This window comes from Bradyrhizobium sp. T-12 (assembly GCF_058314695.1).
In genome coordinates, this window is the sequence record NZ_CM177756.1 from 5909492 (window position 1) to 5933217 (window position 23726).

Sequence of the window (23726 nt, forward strand, 5' to 3'; positions counted from 1 at the left end):
CCTAATAGCCGCGCGTGCGATCGACCAGCCCCGGCAACGCCTCGCCGCGGCGGTGGCGTGCGATGACGTCGAGCACGAAATCGACGGCCGTGTCCGGTGTCGTCATGCTGGCATTGTGCGGCGTCAGCAGGATTCGCGGGTGGCTCCAGAACGGATGGCCTGAAGGCAGCGGCTCGGGATCGGTCACGTCCAGCACCGCACCGGACAACGCGCCGCCGTCGAGCGCCGCGAGCAGGTCGGCCTCGACGAGATGCGGCCCACGTCCGACATTGACCAGCCCCGCCCCGCGCGGCAGGCGTGCGAACAGATCGGCATTGAGGATGCCGCGCGTTTCGTCGGTGAGCGGCAGCAGGCAGATGAGAATGTCAGCCTGCGCAAGGAATTCGGGCAGTGCCTCGCTACCGGCGTAACAGGTCACGCCCTCGATCTCGCGCGGCGAGCGATTCCAGCCGAATAGCGGAAAGCCGAATGACCTGAGGCGATCGAGCACGGCCTGGCCGAGCTGGCCGAGCCCCATCACGCCGACCCGCCGCCGCTTCGCCGGCGTGATCCGGATCTCGCGCCAGACCTGCTGTTTCTGCTGACTGATGAAATCGAGGAGATCGCGATGCAGGGCCAGCACGACCATGGTAACATATGCCACCATGGTCTCGGCAATGCCGGGCTCCAGCATCCGGACCAGCGGGATGTGCGCCGGCACTTTCGCGGTGTCGAACTGGTCGACGCCTGCGCCGACCGAGAACACCAGTTCGAGATTGGGGAACGTCGTCGCGATATCGTCCGGCGGCACCCAGGCCACGAGATAGCGGACAGCAGCGGGGTCGCCGATATCGGGCCAGCGCCGGAACGGCACATCGGGCGCGCGCTCGGCGAAGAACGTCGCCCACTCGGCGCCGCGCTCCATGTTGGCCTTGTAGAGAACCGTCATGCCGTCCTCAGAACGGGCTGACGGGCGCCAGGCGCCGGCCGTCGATCATGCGCTTGTGGCTGTAGGCGGCGGGATCGACCAGCGGCGTCGCGCCGGTCACGATGTCGGCGGCGAGCTTGCCGGCGGCGGGGCCAATGCCAAAACCATGGCCGGAGAAGCCGGTCGCGAGGAAGAAGCCAGGCAGCGCATCGACCGGCGAGATCACGGGGATGGTGTCGGGCGTGCAGTCGATGGTGCCGCCCCAGGCTTCCGCGATCTCGATGTCCTTCAATTCCGGATTCGCCTTGATCAAGGAGGCCAGCGCGGCATTGACCAGCGACATGTCGGGCGCGGGATCGCGCACGCGCTCGGTCTCGAACGGTGAGGGCTTGTCGAGGCGCCAGCCGGTGCCGCGCACGATCTGGTCGAAGAAGGACTTGCCGAACGAGAGCTTCAGGCCGTTCTTGCGATGCAGATAGGTGGGCCAGAAGGTGCGCGCGTAGCGGAACAGGTCGGGCGACAGCTCGACCGTGCCGCGGTTGCGCAGCGCCAGCGTGAAGCCGCCGTCGAGGCGGCGGCGGATGCAGTAGAAGTCGGTGCCGAGCGCGCCCGAGGTGATCTCCGGCGCCGGCGTGGTCCGGCATGCGGTGGCGTTGACGAGACCGATCGGCAGCTCGATGCCGTGACGGCGGCAAAACAGCGACGACCACGCCCCGCCCGACAGCAGCACGGCTTGCGTGCGGATGGTGCCTTTCTCGGTGACGACGGCGCTGACACGGCCGCCTTGCGTCTCCAGCCCGCGCGCCGCGCAGCCCTGATGAATGGTGACGCCATGTTTTCGCGCGGCCGTCGCAAGCGCCGGCACGGCCATCGATGGCTCGGCGCGGCCGTCGCTCGGCGTGTGCAGGCCGCCAACCCATGTGTCGGTATTGCCCGGCATGCGCTCGGCGACTTCGGCCGGCGTCAGCACCGTGGAGTGCACCTGCATCTCGCGTGCGACCGCGGCCCAGCGCTCCCAGCTCGCAAGCTCGTCCTTGCTCTTGGTGAGGAACAGCACGCCGGTGCGGCGGAAGCCGGCATCGACGCCGGCATCGTTCTGCATGTCCTCCCACAGCCGCAGCGCTTCGCGCGCCAACGGGATTTCCTCGCGCGCGCGGCCCTGCTGGCGACACCAACCCCAATTGCGGCTCGACTGCTCGCCGCCGACATGGCCCTTCTCGAGAAGCGCGACCGAGTGGCCCTTCTTCGCCAGATGGTAGCCTGCGGACACGCCGATGACGCCACCGCCGATGACGACGACGTCCACCTGCGCGGGCAGGCGTTCATCGCTATTGATTCGGTTCAGCGGCGGGGACATGGGGCACTCCTGGCATTCAGTTCGGTCGAGTTCTTGCTCATCAGGGGATGTTCATCCGCGGATCGAGCGCATCGCGCAGGCCGTCACCGAGGAAGTTGAAGCTGGTGACCGCCAGCGTGATGGCGAGGCCCGGCGCGATCGCAAGCCATGGCGCGCTGGTGAGATAGATCTGCGCGTTGTTGAGCATGTTGCCCCAGCTCGCGGCCGGCGGCTGGATACCGTAGCCGAGATAGCTGACATAGGATTCCAGCAGGATTGCCTTGGCGACGTTCAGGGTCGCCGCTACCACGATCGGCGCGATCGCATTTGGCACGAGCTCGCGGAACATGATCCGCAGGTTCGACGAGCCGAACGCGAGTGCAGCAACCGCAAACTCGCGTTCCCGCAGCGACCGCACCTGGGCCTCGACGACGCGCGCTACCGCCATCCAGGCGGTCGCCGCGATCAGCACGGTGGTGGTGACGAGGCCTGGCTCGGTGAGCGCCGCCAGCGCGAGCAGCAGGAAGATGGTCGGAAAGCACAGCACGGCGTCGACGAGCCGCATCAGCACCGCGCCGACCACGCCGCCATAGAAGCCGGCAAAGGCGCCGACAACGATGCCGACCGCCATCGCGATCACCATCGCGACGATGCCGATCGAAAGCGAGACGCGTCCGCCCATCATCAGCCGCGCCAGCACGTCGCGGCCGAGCTCGTCGGTGCCGAGGATGTGCGCGCCCGAGAGCGGAGGCGCGAACCGCTTCATGATATCGATATAGGTGTCGTCGAACGGCAGCAGGTACGGGCCGAATGCCGCACCGAGCACAAGCACCAGAATGATGACGGCACCGGCGAGCGCCAGGCGATGCCGGCGGAAGCGCCGCCACGCGGCCTGACCGGGCGCGAGCTGGACGGTAGAGAGGGTTGCGGTCGCCATCGCCTTAGCCCACCCGGATGCGCGGATCGACGACGGCATAGAGGATGTCGGCGAGCAACGAGCCGATCAGCACCATGGCCGCCGAGAACATCAGGATGCCCATCACCACGGGATAGTCGCGGTAACCGATCGAATCCAGGAACAGGCGGCCCATGCCGGGCCAGGTGAACACGGTCTCGGCCACCAGCGCGCCGCCGAGCAGCGTCGGGAACTGCAGGCCCGCCACCGTGATCATCGGCAGCAGCGCGTTACGCAGCGCGTGCACGGTGAGGATACGCCATTCCGGCAGGCCCTTGGCACGCGCGGTGCGGATGTAGTCCTGGTTGATCACCTCGAGCATGGAGGAGCGCATGAAACGGCCCCACATCGCGGTCTCGACCAGCGCCAGAACCATCGCCGGCGCGATCAGATGATGCATGAGGTCGAGGAAGGAGCCGTCGCCGACGGTCTCGCGGTTTCCGGCCGGCAGCCAGCCGAGCTTCACCGAGAACACGTAGATCGTGACGAGGCCGAACCAGAAGGTCGGGATCGACAGCGCGATCATGGCGCCGACGGTCGCAAGCGTGTCGAACAGCGAATAGCGGCGTAGCGCGCCAAGTATGCCGATCCAGCAGCCGAGCAGCACCGCGATGATGGTCGCCGTCGCCATCAGCTCCAGGGTGGCGCCGAGATGCGAGGAGATCACCGCCAGCACCGCCTCGCCATCGCGATAGGACTTGCCCCAATCACCCCGCACCATGCGGCCGAACCAATCGAGATACTGGATCGGCAGCGGACGATCGAGGCCGAGCTGGCTGGTGACGCGATCGAGATCCTCCTGCGTCATCTGCGCGGAGGCCGCGAATTGCGACAGCGGACCGCCGGGCGCCAGATGCAGGATGGCGAAGCCGATTCCCGAGACGATCACGAGCAGCATGATCGCCTGCGCCAGGCGGTTGACGACGTAACGGGCCATCTCAGGCGATCCAGCGTATTGGTCGCATCACGCCCAATACCATTCGCGCATGTTCCAGCTGTTGATCGACATGTTGATGTTGGGACGGAAGCCTTGCAGCCCCTCCTTGATGCCCTCGGCGATGAAGCCCTGGAACAGCGGCAGGATGGCGAGGTCGTTGCGGATCAGCTTTTGCAGCTCGCCATAGGTCGCTTTGCGCTGCACCAGGTCGAATTGCTTGGCGCCTTGAGAAAGCAGCCGGTCGGCCTCCGCGTTCTGATATTGATAGGTGTTGTAGCCGCGGCCGCCCTTGGCGGGAATCGCGCCGGAGCCGAAGCGGGGCGTCACGTCGGGGTCGCTGCCCAGCATGAAGTTCACGCCGACGATCACCGAATTGAACTTCGATTGCTGCCAGAAGTCGCCCCAGATCACCGCAGCCGGCATGTTGTTGACGCGCATCGCAGCGCCGATTGCGCGCCAGTCCTGAATCAGGAGCTGCTGACATTGCTCGCGCACGGCGCTGCCCGCCGTGGTCGAATTGGCGAACTCGAGCTTGACGCCGCCCTTCTCGCGAATGCCGCCGGAGCCACGAACCCAGCCCGCCGCGTCGAGCAGCGCGTTGGCTTTGGCAGGATCATATTTGTGTTGCGGCAGCCCTTGCTGGAACGACCACGCCTGCTGCGGCACAAAACTCTCGGTCTGCGTCGGCAGGCCGTAATAAAGCGCATCGATGATCGCCTGCTTGTTGATACCGAGATAGAGCGCCTCGCGCACGGCGCGGTCGGCGAAGGGCCCGAATTCCAGATTGGGCGCGATATGCTCCACCGAGGAGGTCGAGGAGACGAAGATCTTGCGGCCCTTCAGCGTCTTCGCTTCCTGGACGAAGTTCGGCAGGATGCCCTGCAGGCCGGTGTAGTCGACCTGGCCGGTGCGGAACTGGGTGTAGAGAACGGTAAGGTCCGGAATGTACTTGAAGATGACACGTTCGACGTAAGGTCCCTTGCCGTGGTAGCCGGCATGGGCATTCAGCAAGATATGGTCGCCCGGCACGCGCTCGACCCAGCGGAACGGTCCGGTGCCGACCGGCGCGTTGTGGAACGGCGAAGCGTTGGGATCGGACACCTTCTCCAGGATGTGCTTGGGCACGATGAAGGTGAACGACGCCAGGATCGACATGTAGGGCGAATAGGGCGCTTCCATCCGCCAATGGATCTCGTCGGGCGCGACGACGGTGATGTCTTTGACGAGGCTATGGCCGACCCGGCTGCGGGCGCGGAAACCGGGATTGTTGATCAGCTCGAGCGAGAACTTGACGTCCTCCGCCGTGAACGGGGTGCCGTCGTGCCACTTCACGTCATTGCGCAGCTTGATCTTCCAGGTCAGGCCGTCCGCCGACAGACCGCCATTCTCGATGGTCGGGACCTCGCGGGCGAGGTCGGGGACGAACTTGCCGTCAGGCTCGATGAACCAGAGCGGCGAGAACACCTGCCACCAGATGCCCTGATCGACCTCGATGCCCGGCATCAGCGGATGAAAGACGGTCGGCTCCTGCGACAGTGCCGCGATCACCTGTCCGCGCGGCTTGTCCGGCGGATTGGTGGGGCGTTCGGCCTGGGCAAAGGCGCTACCTGACAGTGTCCATCCCGCCGCAGCGCCCGCGCCGAGCTGAAAGAACTGACGGCGATTCGGAATGCCGAGTGCCGGGACGCCGAGCTTGCCGGTGTCGTCTGCCATGACCCACTCTCCGTTTCCGCACGCGGCACCGTCTCCCGCGCCCCCGAGACCCCGGCAAAGGGACAGGAGTGGGCTTTAGTGCTTCTAAATTTTTCTGGCAAAATTTCATCACGACTAAATACAGCTGTCAATCGCATTGCTAGTATGCGCGACCTTTCCGAGTGAAGCCTCGGCCGATGCGGCCGCGGCTCGAGATGATGCATGGGAGAGCGACATGGATGGTCGCGGCGACACGAATAGCCCGAAGGACACTGCGACGATCGAGGCGGACGATGCGGTCGACCAGCGCCTCGGCGAAACCGTGCGGCTGCTGCGCCAGCGCGCCGGCTACTCGATCCAGGATGTCGCCACCAAGACCGGCCTCTCCACCGGCATGATCAGCCAGCTCGAACGCGCGCGCGCCATGCCGTCCATCCGCACGCTGCGCCTGCTCAGCATCGCGCTCGACGTGCCCATCTCCTATTTCTTCGAGGCCAGCGATCCCGTCGAGGCGCCGCGCTACATCGTGCGCAAGAATGCCAGGCGGCTGCTGCGGCTCACCGCCAGCGGCGTGGTCAAGGAAGCCCTCACCCCCGCAGGCAAAGGCCAGCTCGAGCTCTATGAGCTCACGCTCAATCCCGGCGCCTCCTCCGGCACCGACTTCCTGCAACACACCGGCGAGAAGGCCGGCTACATCCTCTCGGGCAGCCTGCGGCTGTGGCTCGACAACCAGGCCCATGTGCTGGAAGCCGGCGACAGTTTCCGCTTTCCGAGCATCGTGCCGCACATGTTCGACAATCCGACCCAGCAGGCGGCGCGCGTGATCTGGGTGACGACGCTGCAGCAGACCGATTCGCCTGCTGGTTGAGGCCGGCCCAAACCCGCGACCGCCGGAAATTGCCCCTCGACGGCGCTGCATCCAATCTGTAGCTCACATGAAGCGGCCTGCTCGACGCGGCCGCCCCGGTCCGCGGCTGGCGTCCTTGGTGTGAGACCATGAAACTCAGAGGGCTTCTGACACTCGCGATGGTTACACAGGCCATCGTGACGGCCGTAGCCCTGTTCGCCTCCTATGCTCTGACCGGACCGCGTGAATTCGGCATTCTCCAGCTCGTCGCCCTCCTGGCGAGCGCCGCAATTGCCGTGCTGCTCGTGGGCCTCTGCACCGGCGCAATCGAAAGGTCAGAGCACGCACGCGCCGTCGCGCACTCCGCCGAGCTGGCGCGGGCGCGCAGCGACAGCGCGCAGATGACGCAAGCCGTCATCAAGACCGCCCTCGATGCCTTCATTCAGATCGACGACAGCGGCACCGTGCTGGAGTGGAGCTTTCAGGCCGAGGCCCTGACCGGATGGACGCGGCAGGAGGCGCTCGGCTCCGACGTCGTCGACCTCATCGTCGCCAAACCGCTGCGCGCCGCCTTCAAGCAGCGCATGGCGCGGCTGGTGCCGGAATTGTCGGACACCCCGTCCGGCCTGCGCTTCGAGCTGACCTTGATCCACAGGAACGGCGACCGGATCCTGGCGGAAGCCTCCAGCACGGTGTTGCGGCTGGGCGGACGCGCCGTCGTCAACACTTTCGTCAGGGACATCACCCAGAAGCGCGCGGCCGAGGAGCAACTCGTGCAGTCCCAGAAGATGGAGGCGGTCGGACAGCTCACCGGCGGCATCGCGCACGAATTCAACAACATGCTCACGGTGATCACGGGCACGATCGAGATCCTTGCCGATGCCGTCAAAGACAACCCGCCGCTTGCGACCATAACCAAGCTGATCAGCGAAGCCGCCGATCGCGGCGCGGCGCTGACGTCGAGCCTGTTGTCCTTTGCCCGCAAGCAGGCGCTGCAGCCGGCCGACATCGACGTCAACGAGCTCCTGGAAGAGCTGGCAAAGCTGCTGCTGGCAACTTTCGACAAGAAGATCGAGATCGTCACCCGGCTCGACCGCAACGTCTGGCTCGCCTTCGCCGACCGCGGCCAGCTGAGCTCGGCGCTGCTCAACCTCGCGATCAACGCCCGCGACGCCATGCTGGACGGCGGCAGGCTGACGCTGACGACGCGCAACGTCGTGTTCGGCGTGCGCGAGGCCGTGGCGGTCGGCGCCGGCTATGCGGGAGATTATGTCGAGATCGAGATTGCCGACACAGGCACTGGCATTCCGCAAGCCATCCTGGAGAGGATCTTCGATCCGTTCTTCTCCACCAAGGAGGTCGGCAAGGGCACGGGCCTCGGGCTCAGCATGGTGTTCGGCTTCGTCAAGCAGTCCGGCGGCGGCATCAAGGTCGCCTCCGAAGAAGGGCGCGGCACGGTCTTCACGATCTATCTGCCGAAGGCGGAGGCGAGCGCGCTGCGCCCCACCGGGTATGACGACCGCAAGATCGTCGGCGGCAAGGAAACCGTGCTCTGCGTCGAGGACGACCGCGATGTCCGCCACTACGTCACGGTCCAGCTCGAAAGCCTCGGCTACACGGTCATCCCGGCCGCCAATGCGACCGAGGCCCTCGCGATTGCGGCCGAAGGCAAGCCGTTCGACCTGCTCTTCACCGACATCGTGATGGCCGGCGGCATGAACGGACGCGAGCTCGCCGAGCAGATGGCGGCGGCGCGTCCCTCCTTGCGGATCCTGTTCACCTCCGGCTATGCCTACGACTCCCTGCATACCCAGGGCCGCGCCACGATGGGCGCCCCGCTGCTGCGAAAGCCCTACCGCAAGGCGGAGCTCGCACGCATGCTGCGCCGCTGCCTCGACACGGCGGTCGATTCCGCCGGCGACGCGATCCCGACGCCCTACTCGGTGCAGGCCGACGTCGAGGCTTTTCTGCGCAAGCAGGCTGCGGAGGACGGCGGCGCGAGGAGGCCGCGGAAATAGCGATCTCGTGCCGAGTGCAAATGCGCGTTGTTTGAACCGCCGCTGGGCCGCGGGGTTCACCTCTCCCGCAGGGAGAAGTGAACAACGACCGCCCGAGCGCCTCTCAGCTCATCCTTCGCCGCAGCGTCGCCGACGGCGTCTCGCCGAATTTCTCGCGGTAGGCGCCGGCCATGCGGCCGAGATGGGTGAAGCCGAGATCGAAGGCGATGTCGGTGACGGAGGCATCGGGCGCGGCTTGCGCGAGCCGGGCGTGCAGAGCGGCGAGGCGCATGTCGAGCAGCATCTGCGAGATCGACGCGCCGAAGTGGCGGCGGAAACCGAGCTGCAGCGCGCGGATGCCGATGCCGGAGACGCAGGCAAGCTGCGCGAGGTCGAGCGGCACGCCGGCATTGTCCGCAAGATGATCGCGCGCGGCACGAAGTGCGCGCGGCAGCCGCTCGGCCCGGCCGGAGAAAGTTCGTATCGCATCCGACAGGACATGCCGTTGGCCATTGAGCAGATGATCGAGCAGCAGCTCGCGCCAATCGGCGATCGCGACCGCTGACAGCCTGCCGGTGGGACCGAGGCGCTCGGCGAGCAGCATCAGCTCGGCGAGACTGGTTCGCAGGCGCCGCCCCGACGGCGCATCGAGATCGATCACCGGATCGAACTCGACCGTGCCCGAAGCCCTGCCCGACAGCGCCGCGGCGCGCTGTTCCACCATGCGGCGGTCGAGCAGCAGGATCGCCTGTGCGCAGTCGCGCCACATCATCCGCGTCGGGATCGTCGGCGACAGCAGCGACGCCGTCCGCTCCGGCGCGGCTTCGAGCTCGGTGATGCCGGCGCGGATGCGGGCTGTGCCCGTGAGCGGGATCTGCACCAGGAAGAAGCGCTCGAGGCAGCCGGGATCGATGCCGACCGATCCGCCATAAGCGACGTAGTTGATGGAAAAGCCATCGAAAGCCGCGCAATTGTGCCGGGCCGAGAAGCCGGACGCGCGCGCCTGTGCCGGCTCGAGGTCGTGCGGACAGAAGATGCGCCCGATCTCCGCGGCCGCTTCGTCGACATCGTCAGTGGTGACGCGGGCGAAATCCGCGAGCCGTTCGGCTGCGGATGCCCTTGCGCTCATTTCCAGCACGGCTGCGGACATTGTCGACCACGCTTCGCGTCGCGGAATTGCTTTAAGCTTATAATAACTCCGCCGGGCCGAGAAGGGCCATGCCCGCAAAATCGTCGTGCTGCATGGCAGCAACCATCGCCGGATTCGTTTAGCGGATAGACAGCCGCCCCATTGTTGCCGAAGCTCCATCCTCGCCGGAATCCAATGGGAGCGCGCCATGACTGCACCTGCAAAGACTGCACTCGAAAAGGGCATTACCGCGAACGGCACAGGCTACGGCGGCAAGACCTGGAACATCCTGGGCCAGGTCTATTTCCCCAAGGCCGTCACCGACTCCACCTTCGCATTCGAGACCAACAGCGATCCCGGCCAGTTCGTGCCGGTGCACATCCATCCGACCCAGGACGAGTTCATCCTGGTGCAGGAGGGCACGCTAGACCTCAAGCTCGACGGACAATGGGTCAAGGCCCATGCCGGCGATCTCGTGCGCATGCCGCGCGGCATCCCGCACGGCTATTTCAACAAGTCAGACAAGCCGTGCCGCGCGCTGTTCTGGGTCTCGCCGATGCAGAAGCTCGAGGCGCTGTTCAACCAGCTGCACAATCTGACCGACCCGGCCGAAGTCGTGCGCATCTCGGCGCTGCACGAGGTGGATTTCCTGCCGCCCGAAGCCAACGACTAGCTTCCTCGTCACTTCATCTGCTTGCCGGCCCGCCGGCCGCGCCTTGCGGCCGAACGTGGTCGCTTGCGCGGAAAACACATTGCGAGCAAACTCATGGTCACTCCCAAGCATGTCTGCGTGATCGGCGCCGGCGTCTCCGGCCTCGCCGCCGCCAAGGCGTTCTCCTCCCGCGGCCACCGCGTCACCATCGTCGAACGCTCTGGCGATCTCGGCGGTGTCTGGGATCCGGCGCGCTCCTATCCCGACGTGCAGACGCAAAGCCCGAAGGAGCTCTACCGCTACACGGACCGCGCGATGCCGGACGCCTATCCGGAATGGCCGACCGGGCCGCAGGTCCACGCCTATCTCACCGACTATGCGAAGAGTTTTGGACTCGACCGCATGTTGCGCCTCGACACGGCCGTGGCGGGCATGGCGCGCCGCGCCGACGGCAAGCCGGGATGGACGCTCGCACTATCAGGCAAGGACGGTACGACGAATGAGGATTTCGATTTCGTCGCTGTGTGCACCGGCCAGTTCAACGAGCCGCGCGAGCTGCATTGCCCGGGCGAGGATCGCTTTCTGGCACAAGGCGGCCAGATCCTGCATTCGTCGAAATATGGCGATCCCTCGCTGGCGAAGGGACGCCGTGTCGTCGTGCTCGGCGGCTCGAAATCCGCGACCGACATCGCGGTCAACGCAGTGAAATCGGGCGCGCGCGAGGTCACCATCGTGATGCGCGAGCCGGTCTGGCGCATCCCCTATTTCATCGGCGGGCTCGTGAACTTCAAGCGCATCCTCTACATCCGCGCGCAGGAGGAGATGTTTCCAGGCTGGGGTATCAGCGCGATAACGCGGCTCGCGCACCGCATCGCCGCGCCGCTGGTGTGGGCGAACTGGCGCGGGCTGGAGAGCCTCTTGAAAGCGCAGCTCAAGCTCGGCCGCTGCAAGATGGTGCCGAAGGAGCGGATCGAGGACGGCGTCAACTGCTCGGTGCCGATCGCAACACCTGGCTTCTATCCGATGGTCGCCGACGGTCGCATCAAGGCGGTGTTCGGCACGTTCGACTATTATGACGGCGACAGCATCGTGATGAGCGGCGGCGAGCGCGTCGGTGCCGACGTCGCGGTGCTCGCGATCGGCTACAAGCTCGGCGTGCCGTTCCTGCCAGAGGCCTACAGGCAGAAGCTGGTCGATGCCGACGGGCAGTACCGGCTCTACCGCCTGATCGCCAATCCTGATCTGCCCGAACTCGGCTTCGTCGGCTTCAACTCCTCGTTCTGCACCGTTCTCTGCGCCGACCTCGCCGCCAACTGGCTGGTGCGCTATGCCGACGGCCAGCTCGCCAAGCAGCCGACGGCGCAGGCCATGCGCGACAACATCGAGATGATGCTGCACTTCAAGCGCGTCGAGCGACCGGCCGCGGGCGTCTATGGCGGCCTCTGCGTCGCGCCCTATCACTACCGCCATTTCGACGAGCTGATGGCCGACATCGGCACCAAGAACCAGAAGACGGGCGGACTGAAAGGACGCTTCCAGCCGCCGAATGCGGATGCCTATGCGAAATTCCTGGCGACGGCGCCGGACTATCGTGCGGCATGAGGGCAAGAATGACGGCTGAGCGGGATTTGCATCTCGCCAGCCCTTACCTCCGATGCTTACGATCTCCCTGGCCAGCGAATCGATGGGAACCGGCCATGGGATTCAGACGTCTCGCGATCTTTGCGGTTGTTGCCTTCTTCGTCGCAGCGCCCGCCGCCAGCCAACAGCGTGCGCTCACGCCGCGGCAGACGGAGGCGGTCGCCGCCTATGACAAGGCGCTCGCCGAGTTCAAATCGATCCTCGCCGAACGACGGCGCCAGATCGACGCGAAAGAGCCGCTGCCAAATCTACCGGGGCAGGCGCTTTATCTCGCCCGCGTCGCCGTGATCAGCTCGTACAAGGATCTCACCGATGCCATGCCGTCGCGGATCGGGAAGCCCAATAAGTTCGAGATTCCGCCGGCCTATTTCGACGCCGAGATCGAGCCGCTGATCGACGAATATTCAAGACTGTTCGACGTCATGGAGGCGCCGCCCGCCAATGCGCAGAACTCGGCGACACCATTCAAGGACGTCGTCGATCTCGCGACAGTGATCGCCCGCACCAAGGGACTCGCACCTGAGCAGGCTGCCGCCGCCGGACGGATCAGCCTCGGGCTGTTCTTTGCCGAGACCAACGGCAAGCAGAACGTCCGCAACGGGCGCTCGAACACTTACATGGGCAGTTTCCAGACCGGCCCCTCCGAGGACCGCAACGGCCACAGGAAATGGCAGGCCATCAAGGGCGAGATCGCCGCGATCGATGCGGCCTTGAGCGCGCGCGACGACAAGGAGGAGGCACGGGCGAGCGGCATCGACCGCCGCTTCAACCACTGGACCAACGTGCGCGACGGCCTGATGAACGCGCATGCGGAGGTGTTCCGCGAGATCCCGGCCATCGTGAAGACGCTGCCCGACCCGATCGACCAGATGAAGTTGTTCGAGCTGATTCAGATCGTGCCGACCCCGACGCGGGCTGCGCTCAAATCCGGCGATCTCCTGAACTACAGGGTGTCCAGCCCCACGATCATGAAGCACCTGCGCAACAACAGCATCTTCGCCTTCGGACAGGCCGACCGCGCCCGCAGTTCCGCCAGCTTCCGCGAGATCCTCGCTGCGATGTGGCTGTTCAACCGCAAGTTCGAGAAGGCGATGGCGAAGTATGCGGAGATCAGGGGGCGGTAGGGGCGCGTCAGGCAACTCTATCTGTTTGCCCCGCGTTCATGCGAAGGGCGACCGGCAAGATCGGTCGCCCTTCTCTTCACTTCATATCGCCGGGATCAATGTTGACAATCCGCGACGGGACCAGAGGTCCTCAGTAGCGCGTCAAGCCCGGTCCGCCGAAGCGATAGTTGATACGCGCAGTGATGATATCCACGTCCTGACCGATGCTGTTGGTCGTGGCAACGCCTCCAGGGGCGGCCGCGAAGCTCAGAGTCCGACGATCAAGGAAGATGTGATCGTACTCCACGCCGACCGACCAATTGGGAGCGAAACCGAACTCCATGCCAGCGCCGACGGTAGCTCCCCACCGCGTATCGCTGCTGGAGTTGATCAACGCATTGGTTGCCGTGAAAGTGTGGGTGTAGCGGTTATCCACCACGGCCGCGCCGCCCTTCGCATATAGCAGCACGTTGTTCCAAGCCCAACCGACCTGGCCCGTGAAAAGACCGAAGGCGCGCAGCCGGGAATTGATGGTGAGGTCACCCGGCGCGAACACGAAGGCAGGCGACGACACCCGCGATCCGTTCAAGTCGGCCCAATCCCCTTGCGCCTCCAGTCCGAACACCCAGGACGCCGACTGCCAGCGATATCCGATCTGACCGCCAGCGACGGCACCGTCTGCGTTGTGACATCCCTCGCCTGCCGTAAAGGGGGCGCCTGCGAAGCTCACAAAGTCCCAGCAGTTGCGGGTGGTGCCGTATCCACCGTTGCCGCCGATGTAGAAGCCGCTCCAATCGTAAACCGACGCCACAGCGGGCGGCGGCGCTTTAACGTATGGCCTTGCCGCCATATCAGCGGCCTGCGCATGGGTACTCAACGCCAGTGCCGCCACTGCGACACCGGCAAGCATTGTTTTTTTCATATGTAGTCCCCTTGGGCTGAAATGCCGTAACAAATAGACACCATTGAGCGGTGCTTCGCTGTAGCCGTGAAAACACGGGTCTAGTGGGTGTTTAGCCAGGAGAGTTCCTCCCAATTCCGAACGTTCAGGGCCAAAAGCCCAAAAAAATCAATAAAAGCACAGCGCCGACGTGCCAACATTTCGGAACTCAACCTGATTGAAGCGGTGCTACCTGTCTTTCCGCACCGAAACGCGGTTCTTTCGCTTTTCGAACGCGAGGTACTTCTCGATCGCGGCCTGAAGTTCACCCGCCAATTCCAACCGCCGCTCAGGCGTGTTGAGGCCGCGCTGAAGTTCGAGCACCCGGCCGGCCATTTCCTGACAGATCTTCGCAAGCGTTTGGTTCATAGACAGCTTCCTCGGTGACTCAAACGAGAGGAAGTCGGTCTTGGATCACATCCAATCCGAGCCAAGGAGAACTCACGCCCGGGCGAAGCGATCCTGCGGATGGCGGTAAAAGGCAAGTCGACCGAGATCGAGCATCTGACTCCACTCAATTTGCCCGGTCCGGCACCCGTGGCCGGCCGCTCGACGCGGGCGGTTGCAACCGCTACCGAAAATTGTAGCCTCTCGCTCTCACCAGCGACGCGGATCAATCCATGCGTATCCTCATTCTCGGCGGCAGCCAGTTTCTCGGACGCGCGGTCGCAAGCCATGCCTGCGCTGCCGGTCACGAGGTGACCTGCGCCGCCCGCGGCGAAGCCGGGCCGATTGCGGCGGGCGCCCGCTTGATCCGGATCGACCGCGATGTGGCCGACGGTCTTGCGCCGCTCGCGGGCGAGACATTCGATGCTGTGATCGACGTCTCGCGTCATCCCGGCCAGGTCCGACGCGCGGTCGCGGCGCTGAAGCGACCTGGCGTGCACTGGACCTTCGTCTCCACGATCAGCGTGTATGCGGACAACCGGATACCAGGACAACGCGCGGATACGGCGCCGCTGCGCGAGCCCGCGGCAGGGGAACTGGAGCACAGCACGGATGCCATTTACGGCGCCGCCAAGGTCGCCTGCGAGCAGGCGGTCGGCAACGATGCCTTCATCTGCCGCGCCGGCCTGATCGCCGGGCCGGAGGATCCGACGGGGCGCTTTGCCTATTGGCCGACACGGCTCGCGCGCGGCGGCGAGGTGTTGGCCCCGGGGTCTCCTGATGATGCCGTCCAGTTCATCGACGTGCGCGATCTCGCGCGTTGGATCGTGCATGCCGCGGAAATTCGCCTCACCGGCATCTATGACGGGATCGGGCCAATTCGCACGCGCGGCGAATTGCTGGCCGAATGCGCAGCCGCGCTGAATGTGTCATGCACCTTCACCTGGATCGATCGTGCGTTTCTCGAGGCCCACGACGTGCGGCGCTGGGCAGGTCCGCGATCATTGCCGCTGTGGCCCCTGCCCGACTTCGCCGGCTTCATGACGCGCGACACCTCACCGGCCCGCGAGGCCGGACTGACCTCGCGACCGCCGGGAGACACCGCGCGCGATACGCTGCATTGGCTTCTCAACGGCGGAGGCCCGGTCATCGGGCTGACCGCCGATGAAGAGCGGGACGTGCTTGCGGCGTGGCATGCGGAAAGAGAGCTCCAGAGCGGAATGGCTTCACGTTGAGCCGATCGCCGCCGGTCGTTCACCTCTCACGCTTGCACCCTCTTCCCGACCCTCTCCCGCGAGCGGGAGAGGAAGCGTACCTCCGTCGTCGCAGCGATCAGGACTCATCGCATCATGCGCAAATTCTCCGGCTTGTTCGGAGCCGCCGCAGCTACTCCGTCCGGATCGGCGAATCCTTCAGGCCATTGTCGTCATAGGCCTTGCGCAGCGTGCCGTTGGTCGTGGCTTCATTCATGAATTTGGTGACGAAGGCCAGCGCCTGGTTGTGGCCGAGCGGCACGGCGACGGCGGTCACCGTCTTCTTGAACGTTTCGTCCAGCACGCGCGTACCCGGGATCTTCTGCGCCATCTTGTTGAGCTGGTCGCGCGACAGGGCGAAGGCGTCGATCTCGCCGCTCTTCAACAGGCCGAAGATCTCGTCATAGGTCTGATAGCCCGTGACCTTCGCATGCTTCAGATGCGCGATCGCACCGCGCATGGTCGTCGTGGCGTTGACGGCCGCAACCTTGATGCCGGGCTGGTCGAGCGTCGCAAAATTGCTGACCGCCGAGCCGGGCTTGACGATGTAGGTGGCGTCCGCGACCTCGTAGATCGGGCCGAACAGCATCCTGGTCTCGCGCTCGGGATCCTTAGGGAGCCAGGTGACGTCCCACGTCCCTTTTGACGCAGCGTCGGTGATCTGCCCGGAATTCTGGTGCACGACATATTCGACGGGGAGACCGAGCTGTGCAGCCATCGCCTTGCCGAGATCGACGGGCACGCCGGCATAGCCGGCTTCGGTCCTGGTCGACCAGAACGCGCCGCCTGCGGGGCTGATGGCGATCGCGACCCGCAGCTTGCCGGTCGGCGCGATCTCGTCTTTCAGGCCATCTGCTAGCGCGGGCATGGCAACGATCGCTGCGAGAGCGAGGCCCGCGAGGGCCGACCGGAATGGCGTTGGCATGTCATGGTCTCCTCACCTTTTCTTCTTCCCGGCCGCTCCGTTCGGCTCGCGGCCTTTGATACAATTCTGGTCGATCACACCCTCGGTGAAAAGCGGTTTGTCGTGATAAACTTGCCAAAGGCCACATCGCTCGTTGCGGTGCAAGGCCGGCGACTGCCATGGCTATGGTGTTCCACGGCCAGTCTTTTGTTGCTAGCCTGCCGCATCGACAGACAGCAATCGGGGGCCACCGAATGACCGCAGCGAATCCCGCCTCTCCCGCAAGACGCAATGGTGCGCGGAGGCATATCGTGCGGGGCCTTTGCGCTGCGGCGTCCGTGGCCGTGCTCGCCGGCTGCGAGGACAAGAACACGTTCGTGGCACCGCCCCCGCCCAAGGTGGACGTGGCAACGCCCGTGCAACGCCCGGTGACGCGCTACATCGAGGCCACCGGCAACACGGCGCCGATCAAGAGCGTCGATCTCGTCGCGCGGGTGCAGGGCTTTCTGCAATCGATCGACTATCAGGACGGCAGCTTCGTCAAGCAGGGCACCCAGCTGTTCACGATCGAGCCGGAGACCTACAAGCTCAAGCTCGAACAGGCGCAGGCGGCCGAGACCGGCGCGCAGGCCTCGGTCCGGCAGTCGGAAGCCGATTACAAGCGGCAGGCCGAGTTGGTGCAGCGCCAGGCGGTCTCGCAAGCCACGCTCGACAATTCCACCTCTACGCGCGACAACGCCCAGGCCAATCTGCAGCAGGCGCAGGCCAACACCAAGCTGGCCCAGGTCAATTACGGCTACACCAAGGTGACGGCGCCGTTCGACGGCATCGTCAGCGCCCACATGGTCTCGGTCGGCGAGCTCGTCGGCGTCTCCTCGCCGACCCAGCTTGCCTCCATCGTCGCGATGGACCCGATCTATGTGAACTTCACCGTCAACGAGCAGGACGTGCTGCGCATCCGCGCCGAAGCCACCCGCCGAGGACTGACGCCGGCCGACATGAAGCAATTCCCGATTCAGGTGGGACTGCAGACCGAGGCCGGCTATCCGCACGAGGGCAAGCTCGACTACGTCTCGCCGACGCTCAATCAATCGACGGGCACGTTGGCAGTGCGCGGCCTCGTCCCCAACGACAAGCGGGTGCTGCTGCCCGGCTATTTCGTCCGCGTCCGCGTGCCCTTCGACCAGGAGAAGAGCGCCCTGCTCGTCCCTGATACGGCGCTCGGCAGCGACCAGGGCGGCCGCTATGTGCTGGTGGCCAACGCCGACAACGTCGTCGAGCAGCGCAAGGTGCAGATCGGCCCGGTCGACAATGGCCTGCGCGTCATCGAAAGCGGCCTGAAGCCGGAGGACCGCGTCGTCATCGCGGGGCTGTTGCGGGTGATCCCGGGCCAGAAGATCGATCCGCAGGTGACGAAGATCGAGCAGTCGCAGGCCTCGAGCAAGTAAGGGCTGCCAGCCATGATCTCAAAATTCTTCATCGAGCGGCCGGTCCTCTCGAACGTCATCGCGCTGCTGATGATCCTGATCGGCGGCGTCGCGCTGTTCAACCTCGCCATCGCGCAATATCCTGACGTGGTGCCGCCGACCGTGCAGGTCACCACGCGCTATCCCGGCGCCAGCGCCAAGACCGTGATCGACACAGTTGCCTTGCCGATCGAGCAGCAGGTCAACGGCGTCGAGGACATGCTCTACATGCAGTCCTATAGCGGCTCCGACGGCACCTATACGCTGACGGTGACCTTCAAGATCGGCACCGATCTCAACTTCGCGCAGGTGCTGGTGCAGAACCGCGTCTCCAGCGCGCTATCGCAATTGCCGCAGGCCGTGCAGAACCAGGGCGTCACCGTGCAGAAGCGGTCAACCTCGATCCTCCTGTTCGTGACGCTGACCTCGCCGGATTCGCGATACGACAGCCTCTATTTGAGCAACTACGCCACCATCAACATCCGTGACGAGCTCTCCCGCCTCCCCGGCGTCGGCAACGTCACCGTGTTCGGCGCCGGCCAATATTCGATGCGGGTCTGGCTCGATCCGAACAAGTTGCAGGTCCGCGGCTTGGTGCCGCAGGACGTCATCCAGGCGATCCAGCAGCAGAGCCAGCAGGTCGCCGCCGGCCAGGTCGGCGCGCCGCCGACGCCGCCGGGACAGGCGTTCCAGTACACGCTCAACGTCAACGGACGGCTCGACGACACCAGCCAGTTCGAGAACATCATCGTCAAGTCAGGCGGCAGCGGCGATGTCACGCGCGTGCGCGACGTCGGCTGGGTCGAGCTGGGGGCACAGACCTACAGCCAGATCTTCTCGCTGAACAAGCAGCCGGCGGTCGGCATCGGCGTGTTCCAGTCGCCCGGCGCCAACGCGCTGCAGGTCGAGCAGGCCGTCGAGAAGAAGATGGCCGAGCTCGCCAAGCGCTTCCCGGAAGGCGTCAAATACGACACGCCGTTCGACACCACCAAGTTCGTCGAGGCCTCGGTGCACGAGGTCTACATGACGCTGATCGAGGCCGGCCTGCTGGTGCTGGTCGTGATCCTGGTCTTCCTGCAGGACTGGCGCGCGATGCTGGTGCCGGCAACCACCGTGCCCGTCACCATCATCGGTGCCTTCGCGGCGATGGCGGCGCTCGGCTTCACCATCAACATGTCGACGCTGTTCGCGATCGTGCTCGCGATCGGCATCGTGGTCGACGACGCCATCGTCGTCGTGGAAGGCGCCGCGCACAACATCGAGCGGGGCATGAACGGCCACGACGCCGCGATCAAGGCGATGGACCAGCTGTTCGCGCCGATCGTCGGCATCACGCTGGTGCTGATCTCGGTGTTTCTGCCGGCCTCGTTCCTCGCCGGCCTCACCGGGCGGATCTATTCGCAATTCGCGCTGGTGATCGCGGCGACCGCGCTTTTGTCCGCCATCAACGCGGCGACGTTGAAGCCGACGCAATGCGCGCTGTGGCTGCGGCCGGCGGTGCCGCCGGAGCAACGCAATTTCTTCTACCGCGGCTTCAACGCGGTCTATGACCGCGTCGAGCGCGGCTACACCAGGTTGATCACGTTCCTCGTGATGCACGCCACGGTCTCGGTCGCGTTCGCGCTTCTGGTGATCGGCGCCAGCGGCTATGGCCTGTCGCGGGTGCCGACCGGCTTCCTGCCGATCGAGGACCAGGGCTATCTGATCGCCGCGGTGCAGCTGCCCGACGGCGCCGCGCTGGAGCGGACCCAGGCGGTGCTCGACAGGGCCAGCACACTGATCAAGGAGACCCCCGGCGTCCAGCAGGTCATCACCATCGCCGGCATCTCCGCGCTCGACAACAGCGCCAGCCTTGCCAATGCCGGCGTCGCCTACATCATCCTGAAGGACTGGGACGCGCGCAAAGGACCCGGCGAGGATCTGCGCTCGCTGGTGTACGGCCTCAACGACAAGCTCGCGGCCATCATGGAGGCCCGCACCATCGTGCTGCCGCCGCCGCCGATCCAGGGCATCGGCAACGCCGCCGGCTTCTCGATGCAGGTCGAGCTGCGCGACGGCAACAGCGATTTCGCCAAGCTGCAGGCCATCACCGGCGCGATGGTCTCGAACGGCCAGAGCCAGAGTGCGCTGCAGCGGGTGCAGTCCTCGTTCCGTTCCTCGGTACCGCAATTCAACGTCGAGATCGATCGCGTCAAGACCCAGACGCTGCACGTCACCACCGATCAGGTGTTCTCGGCGCTGTCGACCTATCTCGGCTCGTCCTATGTCAACCAGTTCAACAAGTTCGGCCGCGTGTTCCAGGTCTATACGCAGGCCGATCCCGCCTTCCGCGTCACCGAGCGCGACATCGCCAACATGCAAGTGCGCAACTCGAACGGCGACATGATCCCGATCGGCACCGTCGCCAAGATCACGCCGGCCACGGGGCCATCGCTGATCAGCCTCTACAATCTCTACCCCTCCTCGACCGTGATCGGCCTGCCGGCGCAGGGCTATTCCTCCGGCCAGTCCTTGAAGCTGATGGAGGAGATCGCGGACAAGACGCTGCCGCCGGGCACCGGCTACGAATGGACCGCGATGTCCTATCAGGAGAAGGCGGTCTCGAACCAGATCTACTGGGTGTTCGGCCTTGCCATGCTGCTGGTCTACCTGGTGCTCGCCGGCCAGTATGAGAGCTGGTACGCACCGATCTCGGTGATCCTCGCCGTGCCGCTGTCGCTGCTCGGGCCGATGCTGATCCTCTCCGCCCTCAAGATCGACAACAACCTCTATTGCCAGATCGGCCTGATCCTCCTGATCGCGTTGTCGGCCAAGAACGCGATCCTGATCGTCGAGGTCGGGCTCGAGCTGCACGGCCGCGACGGCAAGCCCGTTCTGGAGTCCGCGATCGAAGCGGCGCGCGCCCGCTTCCGCCCGATCCTGATGACATCGTTCGCCTTCATCCTCGGCGTGGTGCCCCTGGTGCTCGCCACCGGCGCCGGCGCCAGCGCCCGCAAATCGATCGGCATCACGGTCTTCTCGGGCACGCTGGCCTCGACCTGCCTCGCGGTGCTGTTCGTGCCGGCCTTCTTCGTTGTGGTGCAGCGCTTCGAGAACTGGCGGGCGAGCAAGAAGGCGCCGAAGGTGGCCGAGGTGAAGCCCTAGCCCTTCTCCGCCGCGACCTGCCGCGCTTCGCCGCTCGACACCAGCAGCACGGAGACCTTCGACTGCCTGAGCACGGCATCCGCGACGCCGCCGAAGGAGAGATGGTCGGCCTGGATGCGATCGACGCCCATGACGACGAGATCGACGTCGGTGGTGTCGATCTCGCGCAGGATCGCCGCCTCCGGCGCCCGGTTGACCCGCAGCGTTGTGGTGATGTCGACGTCGTAGCGGGCCGCGAGATCGCTGGCGTCCTTGAGGATGCCCGCCTCCTGGCTGAGGCCGCGGGAGGTGCCGCGCTGCGCGCCCTTGTCGCGCGTCGTCGCGACATAGATCACCCGGAGCGAGCCTGATCCTCCTTGCGCCAGCGCAACTGCGACCTCGGCGCCGCGCTTGGAGATGCCGCTGCCGGAGACCGGGACGAGGATGTTGAGTCCCTCGGGCATCGGCTGCTTCAGGTGCTTGCCCTTGGCCGCGGCGATCGCGAGCGGTCCCTCGAACGTTGTGGCAATGTCCTCGATCTTGCGGTCGAAGCGATCCTTGGTCGCGGCGACCTTGTCGACGCCGACGACGAGGAGATCAAAACCCTTGCGCGCCTCCTCGGCGATGGTCTCGCCGAGCTCCGCACGCCTCGCGCGGGTCACGACGTCGACGCTGCCGGTGTCTCCCTCGGTGTTGGCAGCCACCGCCTCGGCCGCCTTCTTCACCACGGCTTCGTGGCTCTCCTCCGCGTCGCGGCCCTTCTCCTGCTCCTCCGGCCGCTTGCCGATATGCAGCACGGTGATCGGCAGGCCGCGCATGCCGGCGATCAGGCCCGCAAGGTGGGCGGCAAAGGTGGCATTGACGCTTTCGTCCACCGCCAGCAGAGGGCGCTCGAGATTGGCGAGGAAGCCGCGCTTCTCGAATTCCTCCCGCTCCAGCCGCTCCTTCTCCTCCTTGTTCATCGGCAGCCGCGCCAGCGCCGCGCGCAGCATCGGCGGCATCGCCATCGTGGTCACGATCGCCATGGTCACGATCATCGTGAACAGGTTCTGGCTGAGCACGCCGATGGACAGGCCAATGGTCGCGATGATGACCTCGGTCGAGCCGCGGGCATTCATGCCGCTCGCGAGCGCCAGCGATTCCCGCGTGCTGAGGCCGCCGACCGTGCCGCCGACGAAGGCGCCGCCGAACTTGCCGACGCTGGCGATCACGACCAGGAGGCCGGTGAGCATCAGGAGATTGGGATCGCGCAGCACGGAGAGATCGGCGGCAAGGCCGGCCAGGCCAAAGAACACCGGCATGAAGAAGCTCGAGATCAGCCCGCGCAGGCGCTCGTCGATCTGCCGCGTCAGGATCGGAGATTCCCCGACCAGGATGCCGGCGACGAAGGCACCCAGCACGGTGTGCACGCCGATCAGATGCGTGATCATCGCCATCGCGCACATCAGCAGCAGGATCACGGTGATGACGGCCGCGGCGCTGACGAGATTGTCGTTGGCCCAGCGGATCAGCTGAAACACCAGGCGGCGGCCGATCGTGAAACTGACGGCGAGGAAGGCGAGCGTGCCGAGCACGGCTTTCGCCACCGAGGCGATATCCAGCGCCCCATGCGAAGCCAGGCTGAAGATGACGGCAATGATGATCCAGCCGATGGTGTCGTCGATCACGGCGGTCGCGACGATGATCTGCCCGACATTGCGCCGCATGAAGTTCATCTCGCGCACGACCACGGCAACGATCTTCACCGAGGAGATCGACAGCGCCGTGCCCATGAACAGCGAGGCGACGAGACGTTGTTGCGGATTGGGCAGCAGCGCATCGGGCAGGAATTCGCCGAGCGCGAAGCCGCAGGCAAAGGGCACGAGGATGCCGGCGATCGAGATCGCGATCGCAGCCTTGCCGACCTTGCGGACCAGCTTGAGATCGGTCTCCATGCCGGTGAGCAGCAGAAGCAGCAGGATGCCGACCTGCGCGATGCCGTCGATCATCGCCTTCTGCTCGGGCGATCTGGGGAAGATCGCGGCTTGCGCCTCCGGCCAGACCCAGCCGAACAGCGACGGACCGAGGATGATGCCGGCGAGCAGCTCGCCGATCACCGAGGGCTGGCCGATCCGCTGCATGATCTCGCCGAGACCGCGGCCGACCGCGATCAGCAGCACGATCTGCGCCACCAGCAGGAATTCGGACGGGCCGGCCGGTTTGCCCGTTTCAGCGCCGGCCGCAATGGTGGTGAGAACGAGCGCCGCGAAGGCAAGGCTGGCCGATCCGAGCAGGCGCCATGGCATGCAGATGTCTTTCCCCCTTTGCCCCGGTGTCGGGGCCATGGGGATAGAACCCGCGGAAGGTGGCGCGGGTTCCCGGCGTAGGAGGCTGCGGGCGGCAACAAAAAGTCGAAAACAACCCCATGCACAGTAGGGATGGAGTTGAAAAGGCTCGGGAAAATTTTGGCGTTACCGA

18 protein-coding genes are annotated in these 23726 nt (G+C 65.4%); 8 read left to right on the forward strand and 10 right to left on the reverse strand.

Annotated elements, in window-relative coordinates; translation table 11 throughout:
- Nucleotide 1: 1 nt before the first annotated feature.
- Genes AC0WRY_RS28230 through AC0WRY_RS28250 form a run of 5 tightly spaced genes read right to left on the reverse strand, consistent with a single transcriptional unit; the run spans nt 2 to nt 5848 of the window.
- Nucleotides 2–928 carry a 2-hydroxyacid dehydrogenase gene (locus tag AC0WRY_RS28230; protein ID WP_491121929.1) on the reverse strand — a complete coding sequence of 309 codons (927 nt, stop codon included), beginning with the start codon at nt 926–928 and terminating at the stop codon, nt 2–4.
- A 7-nt stretch (nt 929–935) separates the two neighbouring features.
- On the reverse strand, nt 936–2264 hold the full coding sequence (locus AC0WRY_RS28235) for an NAD(P)/FAD-dependent oxidoreductase (protein ID WP_194404030.1): 1329 nt from the start codon (nt 2262–2264) through the stop codon (nt 936–938).
- 40 nt (nt 2265–2304) lie between these two features.
- Nucleotides 2305–3180 (reverse strand): ABC transporter permease, encoded by an 876-nt coding sequence (locus AC0WRY_RS28240; protein ID WP_194404031.1) that lies wholly within the window; start codon nt 3178–3180, stop codon nt 2305–2307.
- Between the two features lie 4 nt (nt 3181–3184).
- The gene (locus tag AC0WRY_RS28245; RefSeq protein ID WP_491121932.1) at nt 3185–4135 is read right to left on the reverse strand and encodes an ABC transporter permease; all 951 of its coding nucleotides are present in this window, start codon (nt 4133–4135) and stop codon (nt 3185–3187) included.
- A gap of 27 nt (nt 4136–4162) precedes the next feature.
- A complete protein-coding gene (locus AC0WRY_RS28250) occupies nt 4163–5848 on the reverse strand; it encodes a peptide ABC transporter substrate-binding protein (protein WP_491121934.1) in 1686 nt (561 codons plus the stop codon).
- 214 nt (nt 5849–6062) lie between these two features.
- Between AC0WRY_RS28250 and AC0WRY_RS28255 the strand changes: the two genes are divergently transcribed.
- Both AC0WRY_RS28255 and AC0WRY_RS28260 read left to right on the forward strand, forming a co-directional pair.
- Nucleotides 6063–6695, forward strand: a complete 633-nt coding sequence (locus AC0WRY_RS28255; protein WP_491121936.1) for a cupin domain-containing protein — start codon at nt 6063–6065, stop codon at nt 6693–6695.
- Nucleotides 6696–6823: 128 nt separating this feature from the next.
- The gene (locus AC0WRY_RS28260) at nt 6824–8692 is read left to right on the forward strand and encodes an ATP-binding protein (RefSeq protein ID WP_491121938.1); all 1869 of its coding nucleotides are present in this window, start codon (nt 6824–6826) and stop codon (nt 8690–8692) included.
- Nucleotides 8693–8795: 103 nt separating this feature from the next.
- On the opposite strand, the gene AC0WRY_RS28265 is transcribed toward AC0WRY_RS28260, so the two are convergent.
- Nucleotides 8796–9821 (reverse strand): AraC family transcriptional regulator, encoded by a 1026-nt coding sequence (locus tag AC0WRY_RS28265; RefSeq protein WP_491121940.1) that lies wholly within the window; start codon nt 9819–9821, stop codon nt 8796–8798.
- Between the two features lie 187 nt (nt 9822–10008).
- On the opposite strand from AC0WRY_RS28265, the gene AC0WRY_RS28270 reads away from it, so the two are divergent.
- The 3 genes from AC0WRY_RS28270 (at nt 10009) to AC0WRY_RS28280 (ending at nt 13217) form a co-directional block, all read left to right on the forward strand.
- Complete coding sequence (locus tag AC0WRY_RS28270; protein ID WP_194404036.1) at nt 10009–10473, forward strand: cupin domain-containing protein; 465 nt, start codon at nt 10009–10011, stop codon at nt 10471–10473.
- A gap of 93 nt (nt 10474–10566) precedes the next feature.
- The gene (locus AC0WRY_RS28275; protein WP_491121942.1) at nt 10567–12054 is read left to right on the forward strand and encodes a flavin-containing monooxygenase; all 1488 of its coding nucleotides are present in this window, start codon (nt 10567–10569) and stop codon (nt 12052–12054) included.
- 95 nt (nt 12055–12149) lie between these two features.
- Entirely contained in the window at nt 12150–13217 is a 1068-nt protein-coding gene (locus tag AC0WRY_RS28280) for a hypothetical protein (protein WP_491121944.1), read from the forward strand.
- Between the two features lie 130 nt (nt 13218–13347).
- Here the strand turns inward: AC0WRY_RS28280 and AC0WRY_RS28285 are convergent, their stop codons facing one another.
- Both AC0WRY_RS28285 and AC0WRY_RS28290 read right to left on the reverse strand, forming a co-directional pair.
- A complete protein-coding gene (locus AC0WRY_RS28285; RefSeq protein WP_194404039.1) occupies nt 13348–14118 on the reverse strand; it encodes an outer membrane protein in 771 nt (256 codons plus the stop codon).
- A gap of 207 nt (nt 14119–14325) precedes the next feature.
- Nucleotides 14326–14505, reverse strand: a complete 180-nt coding sequence (locus tag AC0WRY_RS28290; RefSeq protein ID WP_194404040.1) for a hypothetical protein — start codon at nt 14503–14505, stop codon at nt 14326–14328.
- Nucleotides 14506–14756: 251 nt separating this feature from the next.
- Between AC0WRY_RS28290 and AC0WRY_RS28295 the strand changes: the two genes are divergently transcribed.
- On the forward strand, nt 14757–15758 hold the full coding sequence (locus tag AC0WRY_RS28295; protein ID WP_491121946.1) for an NAD-dependent epimerase/dehydratase family protein: 1002 nt from the start codon (nt 14757–14759) through the stop codon (nt 15756–15758).
- Between the two features lie 151 nt (nt 15759–15909).
- Here the strand turns inward: AC0WRY_RS28295 and AC0WRY_RS28300 are convergent, their stop codons facing one another.
- The gene (locus tag AC0WRY_RS28300) at nt 15910–16701 is read right to left on the reverse strand and encodes an ABC transporter substrate-binding protein (RefSeq protein ID WP_491121948.1); all 792 of its coding nucleotides are present in this window, start codon (nt 16699–16701) and stop codon (nt 15910–15912) included.
- 233 nt (nt 16702–16934) lie between these two features.
- On the opposite strand from AC0WRY_RS28300, the gene AC0WRY_RS28305 reads away from it, so the two are divergent.
- Complete coding sequence (locus tag AC0WRY_RS28305) at nt 16935–18128, forward strand: efflux RND transporter periplasmic adaptor subunit (protein ID WP_211416199.1); 1194 nt, start codon at nt 16935–16937, stop codon at nt 18126–18128.
- A 12-nt stretch (nt 18129–18140) separates the two neighbouring features.
- On the forward strand, nt 18141–21290 hold the full coding sequence (locus tag AC0WRY_RS28310; RefSeq protein ID WP_491121951.1) for an efflux RND transporter permease subunit: 3150 nt from the start codon (nt 18141–18143) through the stop codon (nt 21288–21290).
- Here the strand turns inward: AC0WRY_RS28310 and AC0WRY_RS28315 are convergent.
- Complete coding sequence (locus tag AC0WRY_RS28315) at nt 21287–23554, reverse strand: cation:proton antiporter domain-containing protein (RefSeq protein ID WP_491121953.1); 2268 nt, start codon at nt 23552–23554, stop codon at nt 21287–21289. The genes AC0WRY_RS28310 and AC0WRY_RS28315 overlap by 4 nt on opposite strands.
- Between the last annotated feature and the right edge of the window lie 172 nt (nt 23555–23726).